Annotated in this window: 22 protein-coding genes; 13 read left to right on the top strand and 9 right to left on the bottom strand. The window is 70.6% G+C overall.

The window, feature by feature from the left end:
* Positions 1 to 55: 55 nt before the first annotated feature.
* The 4 genes from ABZS58_RS25700 to ABZS58_RS25715 form a co-directional block, all read right to left on the bottom strand.
* A complete protein-coding gene (locus tag ABZS58_RS25700) occupies positions 56 to 1453 on the bottom strand; it encodes a DUF234 domain-containing protein (RefSeq protein ID WP_354785577.1) in 1398 nt (465 codons plus the stop codon).
* A 105-nt stretch (positions 1454 to 1558) separates the two neighbouring features.
* Entirely contained in the window at positions 1559 to 3697 is a 2139-nt protein-coding gene (locus tag ABZS58_RS25705) for a carboxypeptidase regulatory-like domain-containing protein (RefSeq protein ID WP_354785579.1), read from the bottom strand.
* A gap of 125 nt (positions 3698 to 3822) precedes the next feature.
* Entirely contained in the window at positions 3823 to 4446 is a 624-nt protein-coding gene (locus tag ABZS58_RS25710) for an NAD(P)-binding domain-containing protein (RefSeq protein WP_354785581.1), read from the bottom strand.
* Positions 4443 to 5471: an LLM class flavin-dependent oxidoreductase gene (locus ABZS58_RS25715; protein ID WP_354785583.1), complete on the bottom strand. Its 1029-nt coding sequence runs from the start codon at positions 5469 to 5471 to the stop codon at positions 4443 to 4445. The genes ABZS58_RS25710 and ABZS58_RS25715 overlap by 4 nt, the downstream gene beginning before the upstream one ends.
* Before the next feature lie 74 nt (positions 5472 to 5545).
* Between ABZS58_RS25715 and ABZS58_RS25720 the strand changes: the two genes are divergently transcribed.
* Positions 5546 to 6058, top strand: coding sequence for a MarR family transcriptional regulator (locus tag ABZS58_RS25720; RefSeq protein ID WP_354785585.1), 513 nt, complete (start codon positions 5546 to 5548; stop codon positions 6056 to 6058).
* On the opposite strand, the gene ABZS58_RS25725 is transcribed toward ABZS58_RS25720, so the two are convergent.
* Positions 5990 to 6760 (bottom strand): VOC family protein, encoded by a 771-nt coding sequence (locus ABZS58_RS25725; protein WP_354785586.1) that lies wholly within the window; start codon positions 6758 to 6760, stop codon positions 5990 to 5992. The two genes, ABZS58_RS25720 and ABZS58_RS25725, sit on opposite strands and share 69 nt — an antisense overlap.
* Before the next feature lie 93 nt (positions 6761 to 6853).
* Here ABZS58_RS25725 and ABZS58_RS25730 point away from each other — a divergent pair, with 93 nt between their 5' ends.
* Together ABZS58_RS25730 and ABZS58_RS25735 are read left to right on the top strand one after the other, a co-directional pair.
* A complete protein-coding gene (locus ABZS58_RS25730) occupies positions 6854 to 7444 on the top strand; it encodes a metalloregulator ArsR/SmtB family transcription factor (protein ID WP_354785588.1) in 591 nt (196 codons plus the stop codon).
* A 45-nt stretch (positions 7445 to 7489) separates the two neighbouring features.
* Positions 7490 to 8737 carry an MFS transporter gene (locus tag ABZS58_RS25735; RefSeq protein WP_354785590.1) on the top strand — a complete coding sequence of 416 codons (1248 nt, stop codon included), beginning with the start codon at positions 7490 to 7492 and terminating at the stop codon, positions 8735 to 8737.
* Here the strand turns inward: ABZS58_RS25735 and ABZS58_RS25740 are convergent.
* On the bottom strand, positions 8643 to 9503 hold the full coding sequence (locus tag ABZS58_RS25740; protein WP_354785592.1) for a hypothetical protein: 861 nt from the start codon (positions 9501 to 9503) through the stop codon (positions 8643 to 8645). The genes ABZS58_RS25735 and ABZS58_RS25740 overlap by 95 nt on opposite strands.
* A 74-nt stretch (positions 9504 to 9577) precedes the next feature.
* Here ABZS58_RS25740 and ABZS58_RS25745 point away from each other — a divergent pair, with 74 nt between their 5' ends.
* Positions 9578 to 10426: a menaquinone biosynthesis protein gene (locus ABZS58_RS25745; RefSeq protein ID WP_354785594.1), complete on the top strand. Its 849-nt coding sequence runs from the start codon at positions 9578 to 9580 to the stop codon at positions 10424 to 10426.
* Here ABZS58_RS25745 and ABZS58_RS25750 read toward each other — a convergent pair.
* A complete protein-coding gene (locus ABZS58_RS25750; protein WP_354785596.1) occupies positions 10423 to 11301 on the bottom strand; it encodes a hypothetical protein in 879 nt (292 codons plus the stop codon). The genes ABZS58_RS25745 and ABZS58_RS25750 overlap by 4 nt on opposite strands.
* A 237-nt stretch (positions 11302 to 11538) precedes the next feature.
* Here ABZS58_RS25750 and paaA point away from each other — a divergent pair, with 237 nt between their 5' ends.
* From paaA to ABZS58_RS25785, 7 genes are read left to right on the top strand one after another with little or no spacing between them, the layout of a single operon-like run.
* The gene (gene paaA, locus ABZS58_RS25755) at positions 11539 to 12558 is read left to right on the top strand and encodes a 1,2-phenylacetyl-CoA epoxidase subunit PaaA (RefSeq protein WP_354785598.1); all 1020 of its coding nucleotides are present in this window, start codon (positions 11539 to 11541) and stop codon (positions 12556 to 12558) included.
* Positions 12548 to 12817 carry a 1,2-phenylacetyl-CoA epoxidase subunit PaaB gene (gene paaB, locus ABZS58_RS25760; protein WP_354785600.1) on the top strand — a complete coding sequence of 90 codons (270 nt, stop codon included), beginning with the start codon at positions 12548 to 12550 and terminating at the stop codon, positions 12815 to 12817. The genes paaA and paaB overlap by 11 nt, the downstream gene beginning before the upstream one ends.
* The gene (gene paaC, locus ABZS58_RS25765) at positions 12814 to 13569 is read left to right on the top strand and encodes a 1,2-phenylacetyl-CoA epoxidase subunit PaaC (RefSeq protein ID WP_354785602.1); all 756 of its coding nucleotides are present in this window, start codon (positions 12814 to 12816) and stop codon (positions 13567 to 13569) included. Before paaB ends, paaC begins: the two co-directional genes overlap by 4 nt.
* Entirely contained in the window at positions 13563 to 14015 is a 453-nt protein-coding gene (gene paaD, locus ABZS58_RS25770) for a 1,2-phenylacetyl-CoA epoxidase subunit PaaD (RefSeq protein ID WP_354785663.1), read from the top strand. Before paaC ends, paaD begins: the two co-directional genes overlap by 7 nt.
* Positions 14012 to 15100 carry a 1,2-phenylacetyl-CoA epoxidase subunit PaaE gene (paaE, locus tag ABZS58_RS25775; RefSeq protein ID WP_354785604.1) on the top strand — a complete coding sequence of 363 codons (1089 nt, stop codon included), beginning with the start codon at positions 14012 to 14014 and terminating at the stop codon, positions 15098 to 15100. Before paaD ends, paaE begins: the two co-directional genes overlap by 4 nt.
* A 55-nt stretch (positions 15101 to 15155) precedes the next feature.
* Entirely contained in the window at positions 15156 to 15764 is a 609-nt protein-coding gene (gene sigK / locus ABZS58_RS25780) for an ECF RNA polymerase sigma factor SigK (protein ID WP_354785606.1), read from the top strand.
* Positions 15764 to 16465 (top strand): anti-sigma factor, encoded by a 702-nt coding sequence (locus ABZS58_RS25785; RefSeq protein ID WP_354785608.1) that lies wholly within the window; start codon positions 15764 to 15766, stop codon positions 16463 to 16465. Before sigK ends, ABZS58_RS25785 begins: the two co-directional genes overlap by 1 nt.
* Here ABZS58_RS25785 and ABZS58_RS25790 read toward each other — a convergent pair.
* Entirely contained in the window at positions 16455 to 17402 is a 948-nt protein-coding gene (locus ABZS58_RS25790) for an aldo/keto reductase (RefSeq protein WP_354785665.1), read from the bottom strand. The two genes, ABZS58_RS25785 and ABZS58_RS25790, sit on opposite strands and share 11 nt — an antisense overlap.
* A gap of 80 nt (positions 17403 to 17482) precedes the next feature.
* On the opposite strand from ABZS58_RS25790, the gene mqnC reads away from it, so the two are divergent.
* Together mqnC and ABZS58_RS25800 are read left to right on the top strand one after the other, a co-directional pair.
* Entirely contained in the window at positions 17483 to 18721 is a 1239-nt protein-coding gene (mqnC, locus tag ABZS58_RS25795; RefSeq protein ID WP_354785610.1) for a cyclic dehypoxanthinyl futalosine synthase, read from the top strand.
* Positions 18718 to 19410: a demethylmenaquinone methyltransferase gene (locus ABZS58_RS25800; RefSeq protein ID WP_354785612.1), complete on the top strand. Its 693-nt coding sequence runs from the start codon at positions 18718 to 18720 to the stop codon at positions 19408 to 19410. Before mqnC ends, ABZS58_RS25800 begins: the two co-directional genes overlap by 4 nt.
* 275 nt (positions 19411 to 19685) lie before the next feature.
* Here ABZS58_RS25800 and ABZS58_RS25805 read toward each other — a convergent pair whose 3' ends face one another.
* Positions 19686 to 20429, bottom strand: coding sequence for a hypothetical protein (locus tag ABZS58_RS25805; protein WP_354785614.1), 744 nt, complete (start codon positions 20427 to 20429; stop codon positions 19686 to 19688).
* Positions 20430 to 20603 lie beyond the last annotated feature (174 nt).

Below are 20603 nucleotides of genomic sequence, written 5' to 3' on the forward strand. Positions count from 1 at the left end.
GACGGTGACCAGTTCCCACCCGAAGGAGTGGGCCGAACTGCATCAGTATCGCTCTTCACACCGACTTGCCGCGACCGTCGATGATGTCGGCAGGAGTGAATGTCCGTAGATCGGGATGGTCGGCCAGGGTCTCGTCGACGCCGCCGCGGGACCAGAACACGAACGTGAGCCCGGCCGGGCCCGGCTCCGGCAGGTGGGCGGCTCGGCGCTGCAGGTCACCGAGGTCACGTTGGGTGAGCGGCCTGGCCTGCCACCGGCACTCGCCGACGAGGATCGGTCGGTCGCCGGTGAGCCCCAGCACGTCGATCTCGACGGTCTCGTCCTTCCACCAGCGGCCGATGATCGTGTCGTCGGGAAGTGCCCCGGTCGCCACCAGCCGCTGTGCATGCTCGCGGGCCGCCCCCTCGAAGACCCGGGCGACGTGGGTCTGCCACCGTCCCGAGGTGCGTTGCCTGACCGCCGGTCCCTGGCCGCCGTCGATCAGGTCCGCGTCGTCGCGCAGCACGGCGAACCAGTACGCGAGGTAGTCGTCGGCGATCTCGTAATACGGATCGGGGGAGCCGCCCGTGCCCAGCGCACGGACCGTCCGCACGTAGCCGGCGCGACGGAGCCGGTCGAGGGTGTAGTCGATGCGCTGCTGCGCCCGCCCGGCGATCTTGGAACGTCGTCGGGCGCCACCGGCCATGGCCGTGAGCACCCGCTCGTATCCGCCACGCCAGTCAAGATCCTCCGAGAGGATGTCCGGCGCGTCCCGCAGGAGCAGGCCGCCCGGAGTGAAGGCCAGCTCGTCGAGGTTCTCCTCGGTGGACCGCTGCGCCGACCAGCGACGCAGGTGCAACGGATAGCCGCCGCAGGCCGCATACGCCTGGATGAAGTCGCCGGGCGGCAGATCGGGCTGGAACGCACGCGCATCGATCAGCGGGAACGGATCCATCCTCCGCTCGAGGCCGGCGCGGCGGTGCAGGCCGCCCTGCGGACCCAGCATCTGCTCCATCACCGCGACGGCGGATCCGGAAAGGACGAGCATCAGCTTCTGGTCGCGGATGTGGTTTTCCCATACGGCCGAAACGGTGTCGGCGAAGTCTGCGTGCCCGCTCATCAGGCGGGGCGCCTCGTCGAGCACCACCAGCAAGGGCTCGGCGCGGGCGATGCCCCCGACGAACCGCAGCGCGGCCTCCCAGGTGGGGAAGCTCGCCGGCGCCAGGTCCGCGATCTCATCGCCGAGCTGCTCGCGAAGCGCGCCGGCGAACCGCTGAAGCTGTCGCTCGTCGGTGTCCTGGCGTGCCGCGGTGAAGTAGACGGACCGCTTGCCCTCAGCGAAATGCGTCAGCAGATAGGTCTTGCCGACCCGCCGTCGCCCCCAGACCACCGCGAGCTCCGGCTCGCCACCAGCCGCCCGCTCCCACGCGGCAGTCAGCTCCGCCAGCTCAACCGCCCGCCCGATGACGTCCACGAACCAACGGTACTACAAACTCTTTGTACTACAAACTGTTCGTACTACCTTCTGACGGCATGGGCGGTCAGGGCCGGTTGTGGGCCCTGACCGCCCGGCCGGTCGTCAGCTGACGGTGACGTTCACGGTCAGCGTTTTGTTGTTCTTGATCTGGAACGGCGTGGCGGAGGCGAAGCTCGTGCCACCGACCCAGCCGCGGTGGCCGTCGACGGTCGACCACTGCAGCTTCACCTGCTGCTGCGGTGCGAGGTTGGCCAGCACGTAGGGCGTGTCGGCGTACGACTGACCGCCGATCGAGACCGCCTCGCCGGTGACGGCGTTGTAGGCGGACACACCCCCGTCGAGCAGGTGCCCGGCGGGGTCGCGGAACGCGCCGGTGATCGTGCCGCCGCCGGTGCGCATCTTGGCGTTGGCGGTGACGTTCTTGCCGGCGCGGACGGTCACCGGGGTGGCCTCGGGCCGGCTCACCGCGTTGCCGGACCAGCGCCACTGGTAGTCGTGGCTCGAGAACTGCACCGGCCACGCGTACGGTCCGACGCCGGGCATCACGTAGGTCCCGTCGCCGGCGGTGGCGACCGGGCAGCCGTCGCCGCTGAAGCCCGGGGCCCTGGCGGTCACCGACACGCAGACGCCCGCAACGGGGGCGCCGGTGGCGAGGTCGGTGACCTTGCCCCTGATGGTGCCGGCCCGGTCGAGCCGCACGACCGGGACCGTGACCTGGTCCCCCTCCGCGAGCGTGACCTGCGCGGCGGCGCCACGGTCGCCGGTGCCGCCGGTCGCGCCGACCCACTGCGATCCGAGCGCGTCGTCGCGCGGGTCGGCGAAGAGCTGGTAGGTGCCGGCGTCGAGCGGGCCGAGGACCACCGTGCCGGGGATCTGCGGCTCGAACCAGTCCGAGCAGGCGTAGGAGGTGATGTAGTCCGGGTGCCCGCCGAAGTACGGATACTGCACGCCGACCTTGGCCGCCTGCGCGCAGCCCTCGGCGGTCGTGCCGTCGGCCCGCTTGACCATCGGCACGGTGAGCGTCGCGCCGCGGCGCAGGGCCACGTCGATCGTCGTGGTCTGGCCGCCGGTGACGGTGACCGTCGCGTCGCGCTCTTCGAAGTGCTGATGGTCGTTGATGTTGACGGCGAAGCTCCACGCCACGGCGGGGACGTCGGCCAGGATGATCTCCGTGCCGTCCGTGCAGCCGCTGAGGTTGGTGTTGGCGTTGGCGTACGCACAGAAGTGCGACAGCGGCGCGCCGCTGGTGGCGTCGTGCGCGACGATGCGCACGGTGCCCTGCGGCAGGAACTGCTCGTCCACCGTCGACACCTGGCCGCTGGTCACCGCGATGCGCGCGGCGGCGTCACGGTCGAGCGTGCCGTGGGCGTACTGCGAAATCCACCGCGGCCCGCTGAAGCTGACGAGCCAGTCGCCGGGCACGGCGTCGTCCATGCGGTAGCGCCCGTCAATGTCCGTGGTCGCGCTGCGCGTGGGGATGCCGTCGTACTCCGCCCGCTCGGCGGCGACGCCGACGCCGCTCGCCGGGGTGCCGTCGGCGTTGGTCAGCCGCCCGGCGATCGACCCTGTCTGCACGACCGTTTCGGTCAGCGGGATCGTCGACCCGGCGGTGACCTGGATCGGGGCGGCGCTGTCGAAGGTCAGCTTGCCGCCGTTCCACTGGTAGAACGAACTTCGCACGTAGAACTGGATCTTGTAGGCGCCGGACGGAAGGTCCAGCCCGAAGGTGCCGTCGGGCGCGACACCCGTGCTGCCGACGTAGTTCTGCCCCTCGGCGGTGTAGGCCTGCACGTATGCCTGGGCCGCCGAGCCGTCGGCGTTGCGCAGCGTACCGGCGACCCGGCCGGTCGCCAGCAGTTGCTCGTCGACGACCGCCGTGGCCCCCGCGGCCACGGAGACGGGGTCTGCGTCGTTGAACCTGAGTTTCTGGTGCGCGTACTGCTCGAATGAGCTGCCGGCGGCCCGGAAGCTCAGGATGTACCTGCCGGCATCGAGGCTGCCGAAGCTGTACGCCCCGGCGCCGTCGGTCTGCGTGAACACGGGCTGGTTGAGGGCATCGAGCGAAGTGGCCCACACGCCGGCGCCGGCGGTGGGCACGCCGGCCGGGTCGGTGAGGTGGCCGGTGATGGAGGAGGTGCCGCTCGCGATGGCGGGGGCGGCGGTGATCGCCGTCGACGTCGCGATGATGGTGGCCGTCAGTGCCGCGTACAGCAGCGGACGGCGCAGGGCATGGTTGTGCAACTGCGCTCCCGGAGGTTGAGGGATGACGCATCGATCCTTGCCGGGGCGACCGCGACCGTGGGACCGGAGCGACCTTTTCCTCCACAGTGGGCAATCCGGATATGGGTGCTGGTATTACATCTCGGTCAACCCGCCTCAAGCCCCAGCATGCTTCGGAGGGTGGGGGCGTCGACATTGGCGCCGAAGGGTTCGGTGCCCGGTGCCAGCCGGGCGCCTTCGGCGAGCGGGCCGACGATCACCGGGTCGAAACCGAGGGCGTCGACCAGGGCGGCGACCGTCTCGAGGTCCGAGGAGCCGGCGATCGCGATGGCCTTGCGGTCCGGGGCGCCGGCGGGGCGGGACGAGTCCTCCAGGTCGTGGTAGCCCATGTGGTTGAAGGCCTTCACCACCCGCGACGTGGGCAGGAAGGCCTGGACGACCTCGCTGGAGGAGGCGAGGTCGTCGCGGATGCCGTCGACCTCCCACCAGTAGTTCATGGCGTCGATGACGAGCTTGCCGCGGAGCTCGAGCGCGGGGATGGTGCGGTGCTTGCCGAGCGGCAGCGCCAGGATGACGACGTCCGCGCGGGCGGCGGCGTCGCGGGCGGTGGTGGCCTCCGCGCCCGGCGCGAGCACGTCGACGGTGAGCGCGATCGCCGACGGGTCGCCGGAGCCCGCGATGAGCACCCGGTGGCCCGCGGTCACCGCAAGGCGGGCGAGCACCGTGCCCACCTTGCCGGCGCCGAGGATGCCGAGGACGGCACGGATCATGCCAGCAGTTCCTTGACCATGGGGATCACCTTCGTGCCGTAGAGCTCGACGGCACGAAGCCTTGCGCTGACGGGCTGGGCGCCCGCGGTGTAGATCAGGTCGAAGCGGCCGGCGTCAACGGCACGGACCGCGGCGGCGATCTTGTGGGCGACCGTCGAGGGTGAGCCGACGTAGAGGGAGCCGTGCGCGACCTCGGCGTCGAACTCCTCCCGGCGGATCGGCGGCCAGCCGCGCAGCGCCCCGATGCGGTCGCGGATGACCCGGTAGTGCGGCCAGAAGATCTCCTTGGCGTCCTCGTCGGTGTCGGCGACGAAGCCGGGGGAGTGCATGCCGACCGGATGCGCGGTGGTGCCCAGCTGGTCGGCGGCCCGACGGTACAGCTCGACATACGGACCGAACCGTGCCGGCTTCCCGCCGATGATCGCGAGCATGAGCGGCAGGCCGTAGCGGGCGGTGCGCACGACCGACTGCGGCGAGCCGCCGACGCCGACCCAGGTGTCGAGGCGGCCGGACTCGGTCTTCGGGAAGACGTCCGCGTCGACCAGCGGTGCGCGCGTCGTGCCGCTCCAGGTGACCGGCCGCTCGTCGAGCAGTTGCACGAAGAGGTCGATCTTCTCCTCGAAGAGGATGTCGTAGTCGGCGAGGTCGTAGCCGAACAACGGGAACGACTCCGTGAACGAGCCGCGCCCGAGGATGACCTCGGCCCGGCCGTTCGAGAGCGCGTCGACGGTGGCGAAGCGCTGGAACACCCGGACCGGGTCGTCGGAGCTGAGCACGGTCACGCCGGACGCGAGCCGGATGCGCGAGGTCCGCGTGGCGATCCCGGCGAGCACCGTCTCGGGCGTCGACACGGAATACTCCGGCCGGTGGTGCTCGCCGAGGGCGATGACGTCCACGCCGAGCTCGTCGGCGAGCACCGCCTCGTCGAGGACCTGCCGGATCGCGGCGGCGTAGGAGACAGGTGCGCCGGCGTCGTCCGAGGGGACGTCGCCGAACGTGTCGAGGCCGAACTCCAGATCAGACACGGCCGGGCTCCTTCCGTGGTAATTGACGTGTCAATTATGTGCACCGTATGATTGACACGTCAATTGGAGGGCCCATGACGAAGCGCACACTGCCGACCACGGACGAGCTGCGGATCTGGCGGGACTTCATCGAGACCGCGGACGCGCTGCGGGCGGAGCTGGCGTCGCGCTTGCAGAGCGAGACCTCGCTGTCGCCGGGGGACTACGTGGTCCTGCTCGCCCTCAGCGAGGCGCCCGACCGGCGGATGCGCTCATCCGAGCTGGCCGCGGGGATCGGCTGGGAGCGCAGCCGGCTGTCGCACCACCTCGGCAGGATGGAGAAGCGCGGGCTGATCCGCCGTGAGGAGTGCGCCAGCGACAACCGGGGCGCCGAGATCGTCCTCGCCGAGGCCGGCGCGACGGCGTTCCACGGCGCGACGGTGCCGCACCTGCGCGCGGTCCGGGAGCTGTTCGTCGCCGCGCTCACGCCCGAGCAGCTCGCGGCCGCGGGGGAGTTGGCCGCCGCGCTGCGGCACCGTCTAGAAGTGGTCGCGGAGCTCGGGGAGCAGTTCGAAGGCGAGGAACGCGGCACCGGTCGGGTCCATTAGGAACGCGCCCAGGCCGATGCCGGCGTCGACCGGGCCGGCCATCAGGCGGCCGCCGAGTTCGACGGCCCGGGCCGCGGTGGCGGCGCAGTCGTCGACCAGGAAGATCGTGCGCCAGTGGGCGGGCGTTCCCGGCGGGTACAGCTCACCCATCGGGCTCATGCCGCCGACCACCCGGTTCGTGGCGACCCACTCGTGATACTCCTGGTGGGCGCCCGCGGAGCCGGCGCGTTCGGTCCAGCCGAAGACCTTGCCGTAGAAGCCGACCGCGGCCGGGATGTCGGGGGTGACGACCTCGCTCCAGCAGATCGTGTCGGACTCGTTGACGACCTGGGTGCCGGCGAACGTCCCGCGCTGCCACGCGCCGAAGACCGCACCGCTCGCGTCGGCGAAGAAGGCGCTGTGCCCCCGCGTACCGGCGGCGAACGGCGGAACGAGCACGCTGCCGCCCGCGTCGGTGACGAGGCCCGCCGTGGCCGAGATGTCCTCGGTGGACACGTAGCTCAGCCACGCCGAGGGGCGGCCCGGTGCCGCGGTCAGCCCGGCGACGGCCAGGTCGCGCAGCAGGAACGTGGTCGTGCCGTCATCGGCCGCGGCCGTGGTCCAGCCGAAGAGCCCGCCGTAGAAGTTCGCCGAGACGCCGGCGTCGGCGCTGGTGAGCACCGTCCAGCATGGCGTCGCGGGGGCGTAACCACGTACTCGCACCAGGTCTCCCAAGTCGAAGATCCAAAGAGCCTCACCATAAGAAAAAAAGGTCTGACCTCAGATCATCCGAAGGGTCATGAATACCCTGGGTACGTGGTTGATGAGACTCCGGTCCGGCTGGATCCGGGACGCGCGCAGATCCGGGACGCCTCGACGATGCGGGCGCTGGCGCACCCGGCGAGGATCGCCATCCTCGACCGGCTCTTCGACGGCGGCGAGCCGGCGACGGCGACCGAGCTCGCCGAGGTCTGCGGGCTGTCGCCCAGCGCGACCAGCTACCACCTGCGCGAGCTGGCCAAGGTCAACCTGATCGAGCAGGCGCCGAGCCGCGGCGACGGGCGGGAGCGCGTCTGGCGCAGCCAGTTGCAGGGGCTCAACATCGAGGCCGGGCCGGAGGGCGGCGCCGCGGAGCGGGCGGCGGACCAGGAGCTGTCGCTGATGTTCCTGGAGATCGAGGACGCCCGGGCGCGGGCCTGGCTGAGCCGCCGCGACGAGGAGCCCTACGAGTGGTACACGGCCGCGACCTCGGCCGACGTGCAGATCCAGGTCACCGCGGACGAGCTCAAGGCGCTCAACGACGAGGTCCTCGCACTGTTCCAGCGCTACGCGCGGTCCCGCCGCACCGATCTGCCGGAGGGAGCCCGGCAGGTGAACGTGACGTACCGGACCTTTCCGCGTACTTAGGAAAACCTCTGGCGATCACCAGATGTGAAGGATTATTTTCGAAGTATGTCCTTCGCATCTCCTCGTGACGTGTACCTGCTCGCGGTCGCGCGAGGCGTCTCGTTCCTCGGGGACTTCATGGCCGCGACCGCGATCCTGCTCGCCCTGCAGGACCGTGGCGCGGGAGGACCGGCCGTCGCCGCCGTCCTCATCGCCTCCGTCGTGCCGGTCGTCGCCCTCGCCCCGCTGGTCGGCCGGCTCGTCGACCGGGTCGACAGCCGCATCCTGCTCACCACCGTCGGCCTCGCCCAGGCCGCCTGCTGCGCCGCGATGGCCCTGACCACCAGCACGTGGCTGTTGATCGCGCTGGTCGCGGCGCTCGCCGCCGGGGTGGCGGTCACGACCCCGACGTTCAACGCGCTGCTGCCGGACGCGGCGGGGCCCGACGGCGTCGGCCGGGCGATGGCGATCGGGCAGACCGCCAACTCCGTCGGCGCGCTGGCCGGTCCGGCCCTCGCCGGGGTGCTGGTCGGGGTCTTGGGGCTGCGCGTCCCGTTGCTGATCGACGCCGTCACCTATCTGGCCGTCGCGGCCGCCGGGCTGCTGCTGCACACCCGCCGGAAGGCGCCGATCGCAGCGGCCGGCGCTGGTCGTACACCATGGAAAATCCGGAACGACCGGTTTCTCCTGGCGCTGATCTGCCTCGTCGGGGCGATCGTGCTCACGATCAACGTCGACATGGTGGTCGGCGTCTTCTTCATCCGCGAGACGCTGGGCGGCAGTCCTGTCGAGTTCGGCCTGGTCGAGGCGGCGTGGACGGCCGGCATGCTCGGCGGCGGCTGGCTCGCCGCGGCGCGCGCCCGCGACGACGGCACGCTCGGGCGCATCCTGGTCGTGATGCACCTCGCGACCGCGCTGATCGTGCTGGTCTCAGGCTTCGCGTCCGCGGTGCTGGTGATGTACCCGCTGTGGCTGCTCGGCGGTGCCGTGAACGGCGCGGAGAACAACTTCATCGGCGTCATCGCCGCCAGGCGGGTCCCGGCCGAGGTGCGGGGGGCGTTCTTCGCCCGCTTCGGCGCCGTGATCAACGCCGCGAACCTGATCGGCTACGCCGCCGGCGGCGTCCTCGTCGGCCCGTTCGAGCCGAGGCACATCGTCATCGGCTGCGGCGCGGCGGGCATCGTCGGGGTCGCGATCTTCGGCGGCTGGATGTGGCGGGTCAGCGCGGCGGCTGGGTCAGCAGCTGCTTCGTCACTTCCCGGCACGTCTTCGTCCCGTAGTCCTTCCCCAGCGTGCTCGGGTAGTGCGCCATGATCCCGATCGTCCACCCGTCGCCGACGGCCATGCACGCGATGTGCCACTGACCGTCTTCCCTGGCCAGCCAGCCGTTCTTGACCGCGGTCGTCTTCTGGACGTCCGCGGGCAGCACCTCGATCGGCCCGAAGCGCCCCGGCCCGCGCACGTTGCGCATCTCGTTGAGCAGCCAGCCGGTCCATTTCGGTCCCGCCGCCCGGCCGTCGCCGATGCACTTCGCCAGGCGGGCCACGTCGCGTGCCGACATCTGCGTGAGGCTCCACGAGTTCTGCGTGCCCTTGGTCTCCGTCAGGCCGCAGGTCGTGGTCATGCGCTTGATCGAGGTCAGGTTGCCGTTCTGGACGTGATACTTGAACGTGTTCTCCGTCTCGGAGTCACGGATCATGCGCGACAGCTCCTGCAGCGCGGCGGCCGCGGGCTGTTTGTTCTGCTCGCCCTGCCGGCGCAGCCAGTCCGCGGCGACCCACGCCTTGGCCATGCTCGCGGTGTCGCTCGTCGTGTACGGCGTCGACCCGTACATCTTGTCTTCCTTCAGGTCATAGAACGCCCACGACCAGAAGCCCTTGACGTTCATCGTCACAGGCTGGGTCGGTGTGAACAGCGGTCCGCTCGCGCTGGGGCTCGGCGCCGCGCCCGGGCTTCCGGAAGCGATGCTGGCGGTGGCGGCGGCGGCCTGCTGCTGGGTGTTCTGCGGCTTCGGAGAAGTGGGCGTGCCGCATCCCGCCAACACGATGGCGCAGGCCAGCACTGCGAGGGGGCGTCGCACCCCATGAGGGTACGCGCTGTGACAATGACCGCCCCGCCCGCTTGAGCGGCGATTCCTGGGGCACCATAAGCGGTGTGCCTGCATTGCAGCGGCCCCGCGTCGGCCACATCCAGTTCCTGAACTGCCTGCCGCTCTACTGGGGCCTGATGCGTTCGGGCGCGCTGATCGACGTCGACCTGCACAAGGATTCCCCCGAACGGCTCAGCGCCGCGCTCGTCGCCGGCGACCTGGACGTGGGGCCGATCACGCTTGTCGAGTACCTGCGCAACGCCGACGACCTGCTGCTCCTGCCGGACATCGCGGTCGGCAGCGACGGGCCGGTTCTGTCGGTCAACCTCGTCTCGACGGTGCCGTTGGAGGCATTGTCCGGTCAGAGGGTCGCCCTCGGCGCCACGTCCCGCACCGGCGTCATGCTCGCGCAGATGTACCTGGAGTCGAAGGTCGGCGTCACGCCCACGTATTTCCAGAGCCCGCCCGACCTGGCCCGGATGCTCGACGAGGCCGACGCCGCGGTGATCATCGGCGACGTGGCGCTGCGTGCGCTGCACGAGGCACCGCAGCGCGGCTGGACCGTGACCGACCTCGGCCAGGCCTGGCGCGACTGGACCGGCCTGCCGATGGTCTTCGCCGCCTGGGGTGTGCGCCGGGCGTTCGCCGAGGCGCATCCCGGCCTGGTCAAAGATGTGCACCAGGCGTTCCTGCGGTCCAAGGACCTGTGCCTCACCGAGCTCGACGAGATCGCCGAGGCCGCGGCCCGCTGGGAGACGCTGTCGGCGGAGACCCTCGCGCACTACTTCCGCGTGCTGGACTTCTCGCTCGGCGATCGTCAGGTGGCGGGCATCCGCGAGTTCGCCCGCCGCGCCGCCGCCCGCGGCGCCGTCCCCCCGCTGCCCTCGGACGGTCCCGCCTTCTTCAAGGGTTAGGCCTGCAGCTGCCGCGTGACCGAGGCGCAGATCTCGGCGCCGTAGTCCATGCCCTTCGACGTCGGGTACACCGTCAGGACGCCGAGCACCCAGTCGGTCCCGATCGCCATGCAGTTGACGTGCCACTTGCCGTCGCTGCGGGCGATCCACCCGTTCTTGACCGCGGTCGCCGCCTTCTCCTCCGCCGGCAGCGCGGGCACCACGCCGAACTCCTGGCTGCCGGCCACGTTGCGCATCTCGTTGAGCACCCAGTCGGTCCACTTCGGACCCGCCGCGCGCCCGTCGCCGATGCAGGCGCCCATCCGCGCGGCGTCCCGGGCCGAGACCATGGTGCTGGCCCAGTCGATGTACGCCTTGCTGTCCGTCAGCCCGCACATCTGCACCAGGCGCGTGATGCTGGCCGAGCGGCCGTTGAGCCCCCAGAAGTACGAGGCCGCGGTGTTGTCGCTGTTCCGGATCATCGACGTGAGCTGGCGCAGGTTCGACGAGCTCGGGCTCGGCGTGCGGCGCAGGTAGTCCGCGGCCAGCCACGCCTTGATCATCGACGCGGTGCGCTGGGTGGTGGAGGCGTTGCCGGATCCGGCCATCGCGCCGGTGCGGCGGTCCAGCACCGTCCAGGACCAGAAGCCCGTGGCGTCGACGGCGACCGGGGCCGGGTGCAGCAGCGCCGGCGGCAGTGAGGGGGCGGCCGGTGCCGCGGGTGCGGCCTTGCGCGTGGCCTCCGGCTGCGGCGACGTGGACTCGTTCATCGCCGCGGGGGCGGCGGCGCTGGACTCGTGATCGTCCAGCATGTCGCTGCCCCGCATGTACGGCACGCCGACCATCACTGCGACGGCGAACAACATGAGCACGGTGAATCCGACGCGCTTGCGCATGGGTCGGTGGTCCCTCCCTGGCGGTCGGTTCCATTGCATCGACCGCTGGTCATGAGCAGGTGTTGCCGGTGTTACCACGTCGTAAGCGATCAGGAGTGACCAGACGTGACGATCCCGGACAGTCTCCCCTTCCAACGCGCTCCCCGCTGCCCAGATGCGCTCAAAAGTCGCTGGTAGTTGCCTCGATGTCTGTGACACCTTCTTGCAGGGTCGGTCGGTTGCTGTAACACTGGGAGGGTGTACGGCAACGACTTCGCCCCGCTCCTCGAGCAGGTGGACAGCGCCGAGCGGGAGCTTCAGCAGGCCGCCGGCCGTGACGTGGCGGCCGGATCGGACCTCCAGGACTACTTCGACACGATCGTCGCCGCGGATCAGAAGATCGAGCCGCGCGACTGGATGCCCGAGGCTTATCGCAAGACGCTGATCCGGCAGATCGCGCAGCACGCGCACTCGGAGATCATCGGCATGCAGCCCGAGGGCAACTGGATCTCCCGCGCGCCGTCGCTGAAGCGCAAGGCCATCCTGCTGGCGAAGGTCCAGGACGAGGCCGGGCACGGCCTGTATCTCTATGCCGCCGCGGAGACGCTCGGCATCTCCCGCGACGAGCTGGTCGAGATGCTGATCGACGGCCGGCAGAAGTACAGCTCCATATTCAACTACCCGACGCTGACCTGGGCCGACGTCGGCGCGATCGGATGGCTGGTCGACGGCGCCGCGATCGTCAACCAGGTGCCGTTGTGCCGCTGCTCCTACGGGCCTTATGCCCGCGCGATGATCCGCGTCTGCAAGGAGGAGTCGTTCCACCAGCGGCAGGGCTTCGAGATCCTGCACACGCTGTCGCACGGCACGCCCGAGCAGAAGGCGATGGCGCAGGACGCGGTCGACCGGTGGTGGTATCCGTCCCTGGCGATGTTCGGTCCGCCCGACGGCGACTCGACGCACTCCGAGCGGTCGATGGCCTGGAAGATCAAGCGCTTCTCCAACGACGAGCTCCGGCAGCGGTTCGTCGACATGTGCGTGCAGCAGGCGAGCGTGCTCGACCTGCGGATCCCCGACCCTGACCTGCGGTGGGACGACACAGAACAGCGGCACCACTACACCCAGCCCGACTATGACGAGCTGCTGCGGGTGATCAAGGGCGACGGGCCCTGCAACCAGGAGCGGATGGACCATCGCCGGCGCGCCCATGAAGAAGGCGCCTGGGTCCGCGAGGCGGCGCAGGTATATGCGGCGAAAAGAGCGAAAAGTGCTGTTTGAGGTATTTGTCCGCCCGCGCCGCGGACTCTCCCACGCTCACGTCGGTAGCCTGCACGCGTCCGACGCCGAGATGGCGCTGCGCAACGCCCGCGACGTCTACACCCGCCGGCAGGAAGGCGTGTCGATCTGGGTAGTGCCCACCGCCGAGATCACCGCGAGCAGCCCCGACGAGAAGGACGCGTTCTTCGCGCCCGCCGCCGACAAGGTGTATCGGCATCCCACGTTCTACGACGTCCCCGAAGGCGCGGCACACATATGAGGCCTGTCGGATACGTCGCGAAGTATGTGCTCGGCCTCGCCGACGACGCGCTGATCACCGCGCAGCGCCTCGGCGAGTGGTGCTCGCGCGCGCCGGAGATGGAAGAGGACATCGCGCTGGCCAACATCGCCCTCGACCAGCTCGGCGTGGCCAGGATGCTGCTCAGCTACGCCGGCGAGCTCCAGGGCCAGGGCCGCACCGAGGACGACCTGGCATACCTGCGCTCCGAGCACGAGTTCCGCAATGTGCGACTGGTGGAGCTCGACAACGGGGACTTCGCGGTCACGATGGCCAAGCTGCTCTTCCTGTCGGTCTACCAGCGGCTGCTCTACGACCGCTCGATCGGCGTCGGCGACGAGCGGATCGCCGCGGTGGCCGCCAAGGCGCGGAAGGAGTCGGCGTACCACGTCGATCACAGCTCGCGATGGGTCGTCCGGCTCGGCGACGGCACCGACGAGTCCCACAGCCGGATGCAGGCCGCCGTCGACCACATGTGGCCCTACACGCATCAGCTCTTCGCGATGGACCCTGACGTGCGCGCGCTCGACGTGGCCGGCGTCGTCATCGACCCGTCGACGCTGCGCGCGGCGTGGCTGGAGACGATCGACGCGGTCCTGGCCGAGGCGACGCTGACCAGGCCCGCCTCCGTCGACGAGCCGACCGGGGGCCGGTCCGTGCACACCGAGGCGCTTGCGACGCTGCTCGCCGACATGCAGGTCCTGCACCGCGCGCACCCGGGGGTCCACTGGTGACGCTGTTCGACGTGGTCGCCGCCGTCAAGGACCCCGAGCTGCGGGTGCTCAACCTCGCCGAGCTCGGCATCCTGCGTGACGTCGCGGTCGACGGCGACGCCGTCACGGTCACGATCACCCCGACGTATTCGGGCTGCCCCGCCATGGACATGATCCGCGCCGACATCGAGTCCGCCCTGCACGACGCGGGCGTCGCCGACGTGACCGTGCGCACCGTCCTCGACCCGCCGTGGTCGACCGACATGATCAGCGATGAGGGGCGGTCAAAGCTCGCCGCGGCCGGGATCGCACCCCCCGGCCGGGTGCTGCTGCAGATCTCGATGCGCTGCCCGCGGTGCGGGTCGCCGGCCACCGAGCAGCTGTCCCGGTTCGGCTCGACCGCGTGCAAGTCCCTGTGGCGGTGCACCAGCTGCCTGGAGCCCTTCGACGCGGTGAAGGCGATATGAGCAGGCGCCCCACGTTTCACCGGCTGCCGGTGGTGGACGTCGAGCGGCTCACCGACGACTCGGTCGTGGTGACGTTCGACGTTTTGAACACCCTGCGCGCAGCGTTCGCGTTCCAGGCCGGGCAGCACCTCACCGTGCGGCGCTGGCACGACGGGTCGGAGATCCGCCGGTCGTACTCCATCTGCTCCAGTCCATCGAGGCTCGCCGCCGAAGGGGTCCTGCGGGTCGGGATCAGAGCGGTGGCCGGCGGGGCGTTCTCGTCCTTCGCCGTCGCCGACCTCTGCCCCGGCGACGAGATCGACGTCATGCCGCCGCTGGGCCACTTCACCAGCGCGTTCGAGCCGTCGCGCACCCGGCACTACGCGGCGCTCGTCGCCGGCTCCGGGATCACCCCGGTCCTGTCGCTGGTCGCGACGGCCCTGGAGGTCGAGGCGGCCAGCCGATTCACCGTCGTCTACGGCAACCGCGCCGCGGGCACCGTGATGTTCGCCGAGGAGCTCGCCGACCTCAAGGACCGGTATCGGGAGCGGCTGCACGTCGTGCACGTGCTGTCCCGCGAGGCGCAGGAGTCGGCGCTGCTGTCCGGCCGCCTCGACGAGCAGCGCATCGGGGCGATCCTCGACACGCTGCTGCCGCCGGACACCGTCGACGAGTGGTTCCTGTGCGGGCCGCACGGCATGGTGCTCGACGCGCGGGTCGCGCTCAGCGTGCGGGGCGTCACCGATGCCGCTGTGCACACCGAGCTGTTTCATGTGGCTGATGTACCGGCTGCTTCGGTTGCGCTTGCTTCGGCCACTGCTGATGTTTCGGGCTCGACGGTCGAAATCATTCTGGATGGGCGCACCTCCACCATCGTGATGGGCCCTGATGAGCGCGTCCTCGACGCCGCGCTCCGGCAGCGGCCGGAGCTGCCGTATGCGTGCAAGGGCGGCGTCTGCTCCACCTGCCGCGCGAAGATCGTCGTCGGTGAGGTGTCGATGGCGCGCAACTTCGCCCTGGAGCCAGACGAGGTCGCCGCCGGTTACGTCCTCACCTGCCAGGCGCTGCCGATCACGGACAAGGTCGTGGTGGACTACGACGCATGAGACCGGAGCTCGGATCTGGTCCAATCCGGTGCGGTGGCTGCTACGAATGAGCGATATGAGACCCGATCACGAGGAGCTGCCGACCCAGCGGCTCGTCGCCGTGCCGGCCCCGCAGCGGCGCGTCGACGCCGACGAGCTGCTGAGCAAGGTGGCCCGCGGCGACGAGCGGGCCTTCGCCGAGCTCTACGACCTGCTGTCGGCACGTGTGTACGGACTGATCCGCCGCGTCCTGCGTGACCCCGCCCAGTCCGAAGAGGTCTGCCAGGAGGTCATGGTCGAGGTGTGGCGCAACGCGGGCCGCTTCGACGGCGCCCGCGGCTCCGCGACGGCCTGGGTCTTCACGATCGCGCACCGCCGGGCCGTCGACCGTGTCCGGGCCGAGCAGGCCAGCAACGACCGGGCGCAGCGGGTGGCCGCCCGCAGCGTCGACACCCCGTACGACGACGTGGTCGAGGCGGCGACCGCCCGCATCGAGCAGCAGCAGGTGCGCCGCTGTCTCGACGGCCTCACCGACCTGCAGCGCGAGGCGATCACCCTCGCGTATTACAACGGCAACAGCTACCGCGAAGTCGCCGACCTGCTCGGCGCCGCTCTGCCGACCATCAAGACACGCATGCGCGACGGGCTGATCCGCATGCGGGACTGCTTGGGGGTGGCGTTCTGATGGCCGAGACGGTGGACATCCACGCGCTGGCGGGCGCCTATGCGCTCGACGCGGTGGACGATCTGGAGCGGGCCGCGTTCGACCGGCATCTGCGGGAGTGCGGGGCGTGCGCGGTCGAGGTGGCCGAGCTGCGGGAGACCGCGTCGTGGCTGACGCATGCCGTCGCCGAGGCGCCCCCTCCGCGGCTGCGGGAGTCGGTCCTGGCGGAGATCGGCCGCACGGCACAGGAGCGACCTCGCCGGAGTGCCGCCGGAGCGGGGCGGTCTGGGCGATCGCGCCTGGTGCGGTGGACGGTCGGCGCGGTGGCCGCCGCGGTGCTCGCCGCCGGCGTCGGAGTCGGCACCTGGACGGTCGCGCAGCACGGCGTACAGCAGGAGAACGCGCGGATCGACGCGGTCCTCGCCGCGCCGGACGCCCGCCTGGTCTCCTCCGAGATGGCGGGCGGCCGGGTGACGCTGATCGTGTCGCCGTCGCGCAACGCGGCGGTGGCCGTGCTGGACGGCCTGGCCGATCCTGGCGCTGACAAGGACTATCAGCTGTGGATGATCGGCGGCGCCGGTCCTCAGCCTGTGGGTGTCATTCCGGGTGGGTCCGGGCGGCAGTACATCACTTCTGTCGCGCCGACCTTTGCCGTCACCAGGGAACCCGCCGGCGGCTCCGCGACGCCGTCTTTGGACGTTGTCGGAGCGATCACGCTGTGAGGGCGGCCTCGATCGCGGCCTGATCCTCCTCGGTGGGGACCCAGGATCCGGCCGCGACGTTGGCCTTGACCTGCTCGGGGCTGGTGGCGCCGGCGATCACGCTGGCGACCGCCGGCCGCGCGGCCAGGCCACCGATCGCGACGGTCAGCAGGTCGACGCCGCGTTCCTGGGCGACCGTCTCGAGGCGCTCGATCGTGTCCCACGGTGCGGCGGCGAGGACCTTGTCGAAGCCGTCACGCGCGAGGCGGGTGCCCTCGGGGGCGGCCTGGCCCTTCTTGTATTTGCCGGTCAGCAGACCGTGGGCGAGCGGGAAGAACGGCAGCAGCCCGACGCCGTAGTGCTCCAGGGCGGGGACCAGGTCCTTCTCGACGCTGCGCTCCAGCAGGGAGTAGTAGTTCTGGGCGCTGACGAACGGCGTGAGGCCCCTGGTCCGCGCGGTCCACGCCGCGTCGGCGGTCTGCCAGCCGCTGAAGTTCGAGTGCCCGATATATCTGACTTTTCCGGCTTTAACGGCGTCGTTGAGCGCGTCGAGGGTCTCCTCGATCGGCGTGTGCGGGTCGGGGGCGTGCAGCTGGTACAGGTCGATGTAGTCCGTGTTCAGCCGTCGCAGCGACGCGTCGACGGCCTTCGCGATGTACCGCCGGCCGCCCCGTGCGCCCCAGTCGGGCCCGTTCGCGCCGCGCGCGTCCATGCCGAACTTCGTGGCGACGACGACCTCGTCCCGCCGCTTGCCGAGGGCGGCGCCGAGCGCCTCCTCGGACGCGCCCGGGGTCGCGCCGTACACGTCGGCGGTGTCGAACAGGGTGACGCCGTGGTCGATCGCGGCGTGGACGACGCCCGCCGCGCGGTCCGCGCCGATGCGGCCGCCGAAGTTGTTGCAGCCGATGCCGACCACGGAGACGGTGAGCCCGGAGGAGCCGAGGCGTCGATAGCGCATGTCAGTCACTTGGTGATCCTAGGCACGCGAGGTTGCGGGGGCCTGCCGTCCGCCAGGTGAACCCACGTAGTCTCGAAGCTGTGACGGAGACTCCGGTGATCAGCGACATCCTGCAGCGTGCGGCCGACGGCGGGCGGATCAGCGCGGAAGAGGCGCTGCTGCTCTACACCGACGCCCCGTTCCACCCGCTCGGCGAGGCGGCCGACACCGTGCGCCGCCGCCGCTACCCGGACAACGTCGTCACGTATCTCATCGACCGCAACATCAACTACACCAACGTCTGCGTGACGGCGTGCAAGTTCTGCGCCTTCTACCGGGCGCCCAAGCACTCCGAGGGCTGGACCCACGGCACCGAGGAGATCCTGCACCGCTGCCAGGAGGCCGTCGACCTCGGCGCGACCCAGGTCATGCTGCAGGGCGGCCATCACCCGGAGTATGGCGTCGAGTATTACGAGGAGCTCTTCTCCGCCGTCAGCCAGGCGTTCCCCTCGCTGGTCATCCACTCGATCGGGCCGTCCGAGGTCCTGCACATGGCCAAGGTCTCCGGCGTCTCGATCGAGGACGCGATCCTGCGGATCAAGGCCGCCGGCCTCGCCTCCATCGCCGGTGCCGGCGCCGAGATGCTGCCCGAGCGCCCCCGCAAGGCCATCGCCCCGCTCAAGGAGTCCGGCGAGCGCTGGCTGGAGGTCATGACCCAGGCCCACCGCCTCGGCGTCTCCTCCACCGCCACGATGATGATGGGCACCGGCGAGACCAACGCCGAGCGCATCGAGCACCTGCGCATGATCCGCGACGTCCAGGACAAGGCCGTCGCCAACGGCTATACCGCCGAGGCGGATCTCGCCGGGTCCGTCGGCGGCTTCCGGTCGTTCATCCCTTGGACGTATCAGGCGGAGAACAATCACCTGAAGGGCCGCACGCAGGCGACCAGCCTCGAATATCTGCGGATCGTCGCGGTCGCGCGGCTGTTCTTCGACAACATCCCGCACCTGCAGTCCTCGTGGCTGACCACCGGCAAGGACGTCGGCCAGGTGTCGCTGCACATCGGCGTCGACGACCTCGGCTCGATCATGCTGGAGGAGAACGTCATCTCCTCCGCCGGCGCCCGCCACCGCTCCCGCCTCACCGAGCTGGTCCAGATGATCCGCGACGCGGACCGCATCCCGGCGCAGCGCGACACGCAGTATCGCCACCTCCAGGTCCACTGGACCCCCGCCGACGACCCCACGGATGACCGCGTGCAGTCACACTTCTCCTCGATCGCCATCCCCGGCGGCGGCGCAGGCCGCTCCATCCCGCTGACCCCGGTGTCGTCATGAGCCGCGCGTCGCTGGACAAGGAGCCGCACGAGGTCGCCGCCATGTTCGACGGCGTCGCCAAGCGCTACGACCTCACCAACACGGTCATCTCGGGCGGCCAGGACCGCATCTGGCGCCGCGAGACCCGCCTCGCCCTCGGCCTCAAGCCCGGCGAACGCGTCCTCGACCTCGGCGCCGGCACCGGCGTCTCCACCGAGGAGCTCGCCAAGTCCGGCGCCCAGGCTGTCGGCCTCGACATCTCCATCGGCATGCTCCAGGCCGGTCACGCCAAGCGCCCCGCTGTGCCGCTGATTGCCGGCGACGCCCTCGCTCTCCCCTTCGCCGACGAGACCTTCGACGCGATCACCATCTCCTTCGCCCTGCGCAACATCGTCGACACCGACGCCGCGCTGCGTGAGATGGCCCGCGTGACGAAGCCCGGCGGCCGCCTGGTCATCTGTGAGTTCAGCCACCCGACCTGGCGCCCCTTCCGCGGCGCCTACCTCGGCTACCTCGTCAAGGCCATCCCCCAGGTGGCCAAGCGCGTCTCCAGCAACCCGGACGCCTACGTCTACCTCGCCGAATCCATCCGCGCCTGGCCCGACCAGGAATCCCTCGCCGCCCGCATCACCACCAACGGCTGGCGCAAGGTCGCCTGGCGCAACCTCACCGGCGGCGTCGTAGCCCTCCACCGAGGCTTCCGCATCTAGCCAAGCGCGCCGGCCTGCGTGCGAGGCTTCCGCGTCCGGCTCGCCTTTGTGTGAGGCGTCCCGCGTCTGGCCAAGCGCGCCGGCCTGCGTGCGAGGCTGCCCGGCTGCGGCGACCGCTCCTGGCTGCGGCGACCGGCGCGTGGGCCCAGCCCGCCTGCCGGGCCCGCACGTGGCGACAGTCACCTGCGGCGGCGGCAGGGCGGCCGGGCGGGGTTTCCGGTGGAGCAGCGCACGCCAGGCAGGACGACGCACAAGCGGCAGTGGCGGCATGGTGGTCACCAGCGGACCGGGGTCAGCCGGTCCAGGTGCTGGCGCAGCTCCGCCACCAGGTCCGACGGCCGGGTCGTCAGGTCACTCCAGGAGTAGTTGACGACCGTCCAGCCCGCCGCGGCCAGCCTGGTGTGCCGCTCCCGCAACGGTGCGGGCTCCAGCTCGTCGATGCCCAGCTCGATCACCAGCTTGGCCTCGGGGAAGACCAGGTCGCCCAGGCCGATCAGCCCCCAGCGGTCGCTGATCGGCTCGTGGGGTGACCAGCCCCAGATCCCGGCCCGCTGCAGCAGCTTGCCCGCGAGCTTCTGGGCCGAGGTGCGGTTGCCCAGGGCGACCACCCGGATCAGCCGGACCAGCCGCGGGGTCCCGTGCCTGCCGGTCGCGTCGCGGATGCGGGTCGCCAGGTCTGGCATGGTCGTCCAGCACTCCTGTAGGGCGGTGGCGAGCAAAGCGGACGCCGCGCCGTCGGGCAGGACGCGGGCGCAGTCGTAGACCGTGCGGGACGGGGTGGTGCTGCGCAGGCCGTCCACGACGCAGACGTCGGTCTCCAGCACCTCCTGCTGCAGAACGTGCACGTGGCGCAGGCGTGGACGCCGGGAGAGGAATGCCACGAAGGTCTCGCTGCTCGGCACGTCCCAGCCGTGCCAGCGAGCGGCGGAAGGGCCGGCGAGCACGGCGCCGGGGAGGGCGAGCTGGGCGGCGACGTCGCGCAGGCGTGGGGTGACCGGGAGCCCGCGGTCGGCGAACACGTCGCGAACGACAGCTGTCCAATCGCCGGCCTGCAGTTTGGTCCTGATCCGCGGATTTGTATAACCGCAGCTCAAGGCCTGTGTACGAGTAAACAGTCCGCGTTGGTCAGCGGCATATGCGTCGAGCCGGTCACGGTCCGGCTGCCCGGGGTTCATGATGACCGAGGATCGTCA

It is taken from the genome of Dactylosporangium sp. NPDC005555 (genome assembly GCF_040605635.1).
GTDB lineage: Bacteria > Actinomycetota > Actinomycetes > Mycobacteriales > Micromonosporaceae > Dactylosporangium.

Excerpts from the sequence above, each read along its gene's own strand:
- ABZS58_RS25710 (WP_354785581.1), bottom strand. The coding sequence starts at position 4,446 with ATGATCCGTGCCGTCCTCGGCATCCTCGGCGCCGGCAAGGTGGGCACG.
- ABZS58_RS25720 (WP_354785585.1), top strand. The coding sequence starts at position 5,546 with ATGACGAAGCGCACACTGCCGACCACGGACGAGCTGCGGATCTGGCGG.
- ABZS58_RS25735 (WP_354785590.1), top strand. The coding sequence starts at position 7,490 with ATGTCCTTCGCATCTCCTCGTGACGTGTACCTGCTCGCGGTCGCGCGA.
- ABZS58_RS25750 (WP_354785596.1), bottom strand. The coding sequence starts at position 11,301 with ATGCGCAAGCGCGTCGGATTCACCGTGCTCATGTTGTTCGCCGTCGCA.
- paaC (WP_354785602.1), top strand. The coding sequence starts at position 12,814 with ATGAGGCCTGTCGGATACGTCGCGAAGTATGTGCTCGGCCTCGCCGAC.
- paaE (WP_354785604.1), top strand. The coding sequence starts at position 14,012 with ATGAGCAGGCGCCCCACGTTTCACCGGCTGCCGGTGGTGGACGTCGAG.
- sigK (WP_354785606.1), top strand. The coding sequence starts at position 15,156 with ATGAGACCCGATCACGAGGAGCTGCCGACCCAGCGGCTCGTCGCCGTG.
- ABZS58_RS25785 (WP_354785608.1), top strand. The coding sequence starts at position 15,764 with ATGGCCGAGACGGTGGACATCCACGCGCTGGCGGGCGCCTATGCGCTC.
- ABZS58_RS25790 (WP_354785665.1), bottom strand. The coding sequence starts at position 17,402 with ATGCGCTATCGACGCCTCGGCTCCTCCGGGCTCACCGTCTCCGTGGTC.
- ABZS58_RS25800 (WP_354785612.1), top strand. The coding sequence starts at position 18,718 with ATGAGCCGCGCGTCGCTGGACAAGGAGCCGCACGAGGTCGCCGCCATG.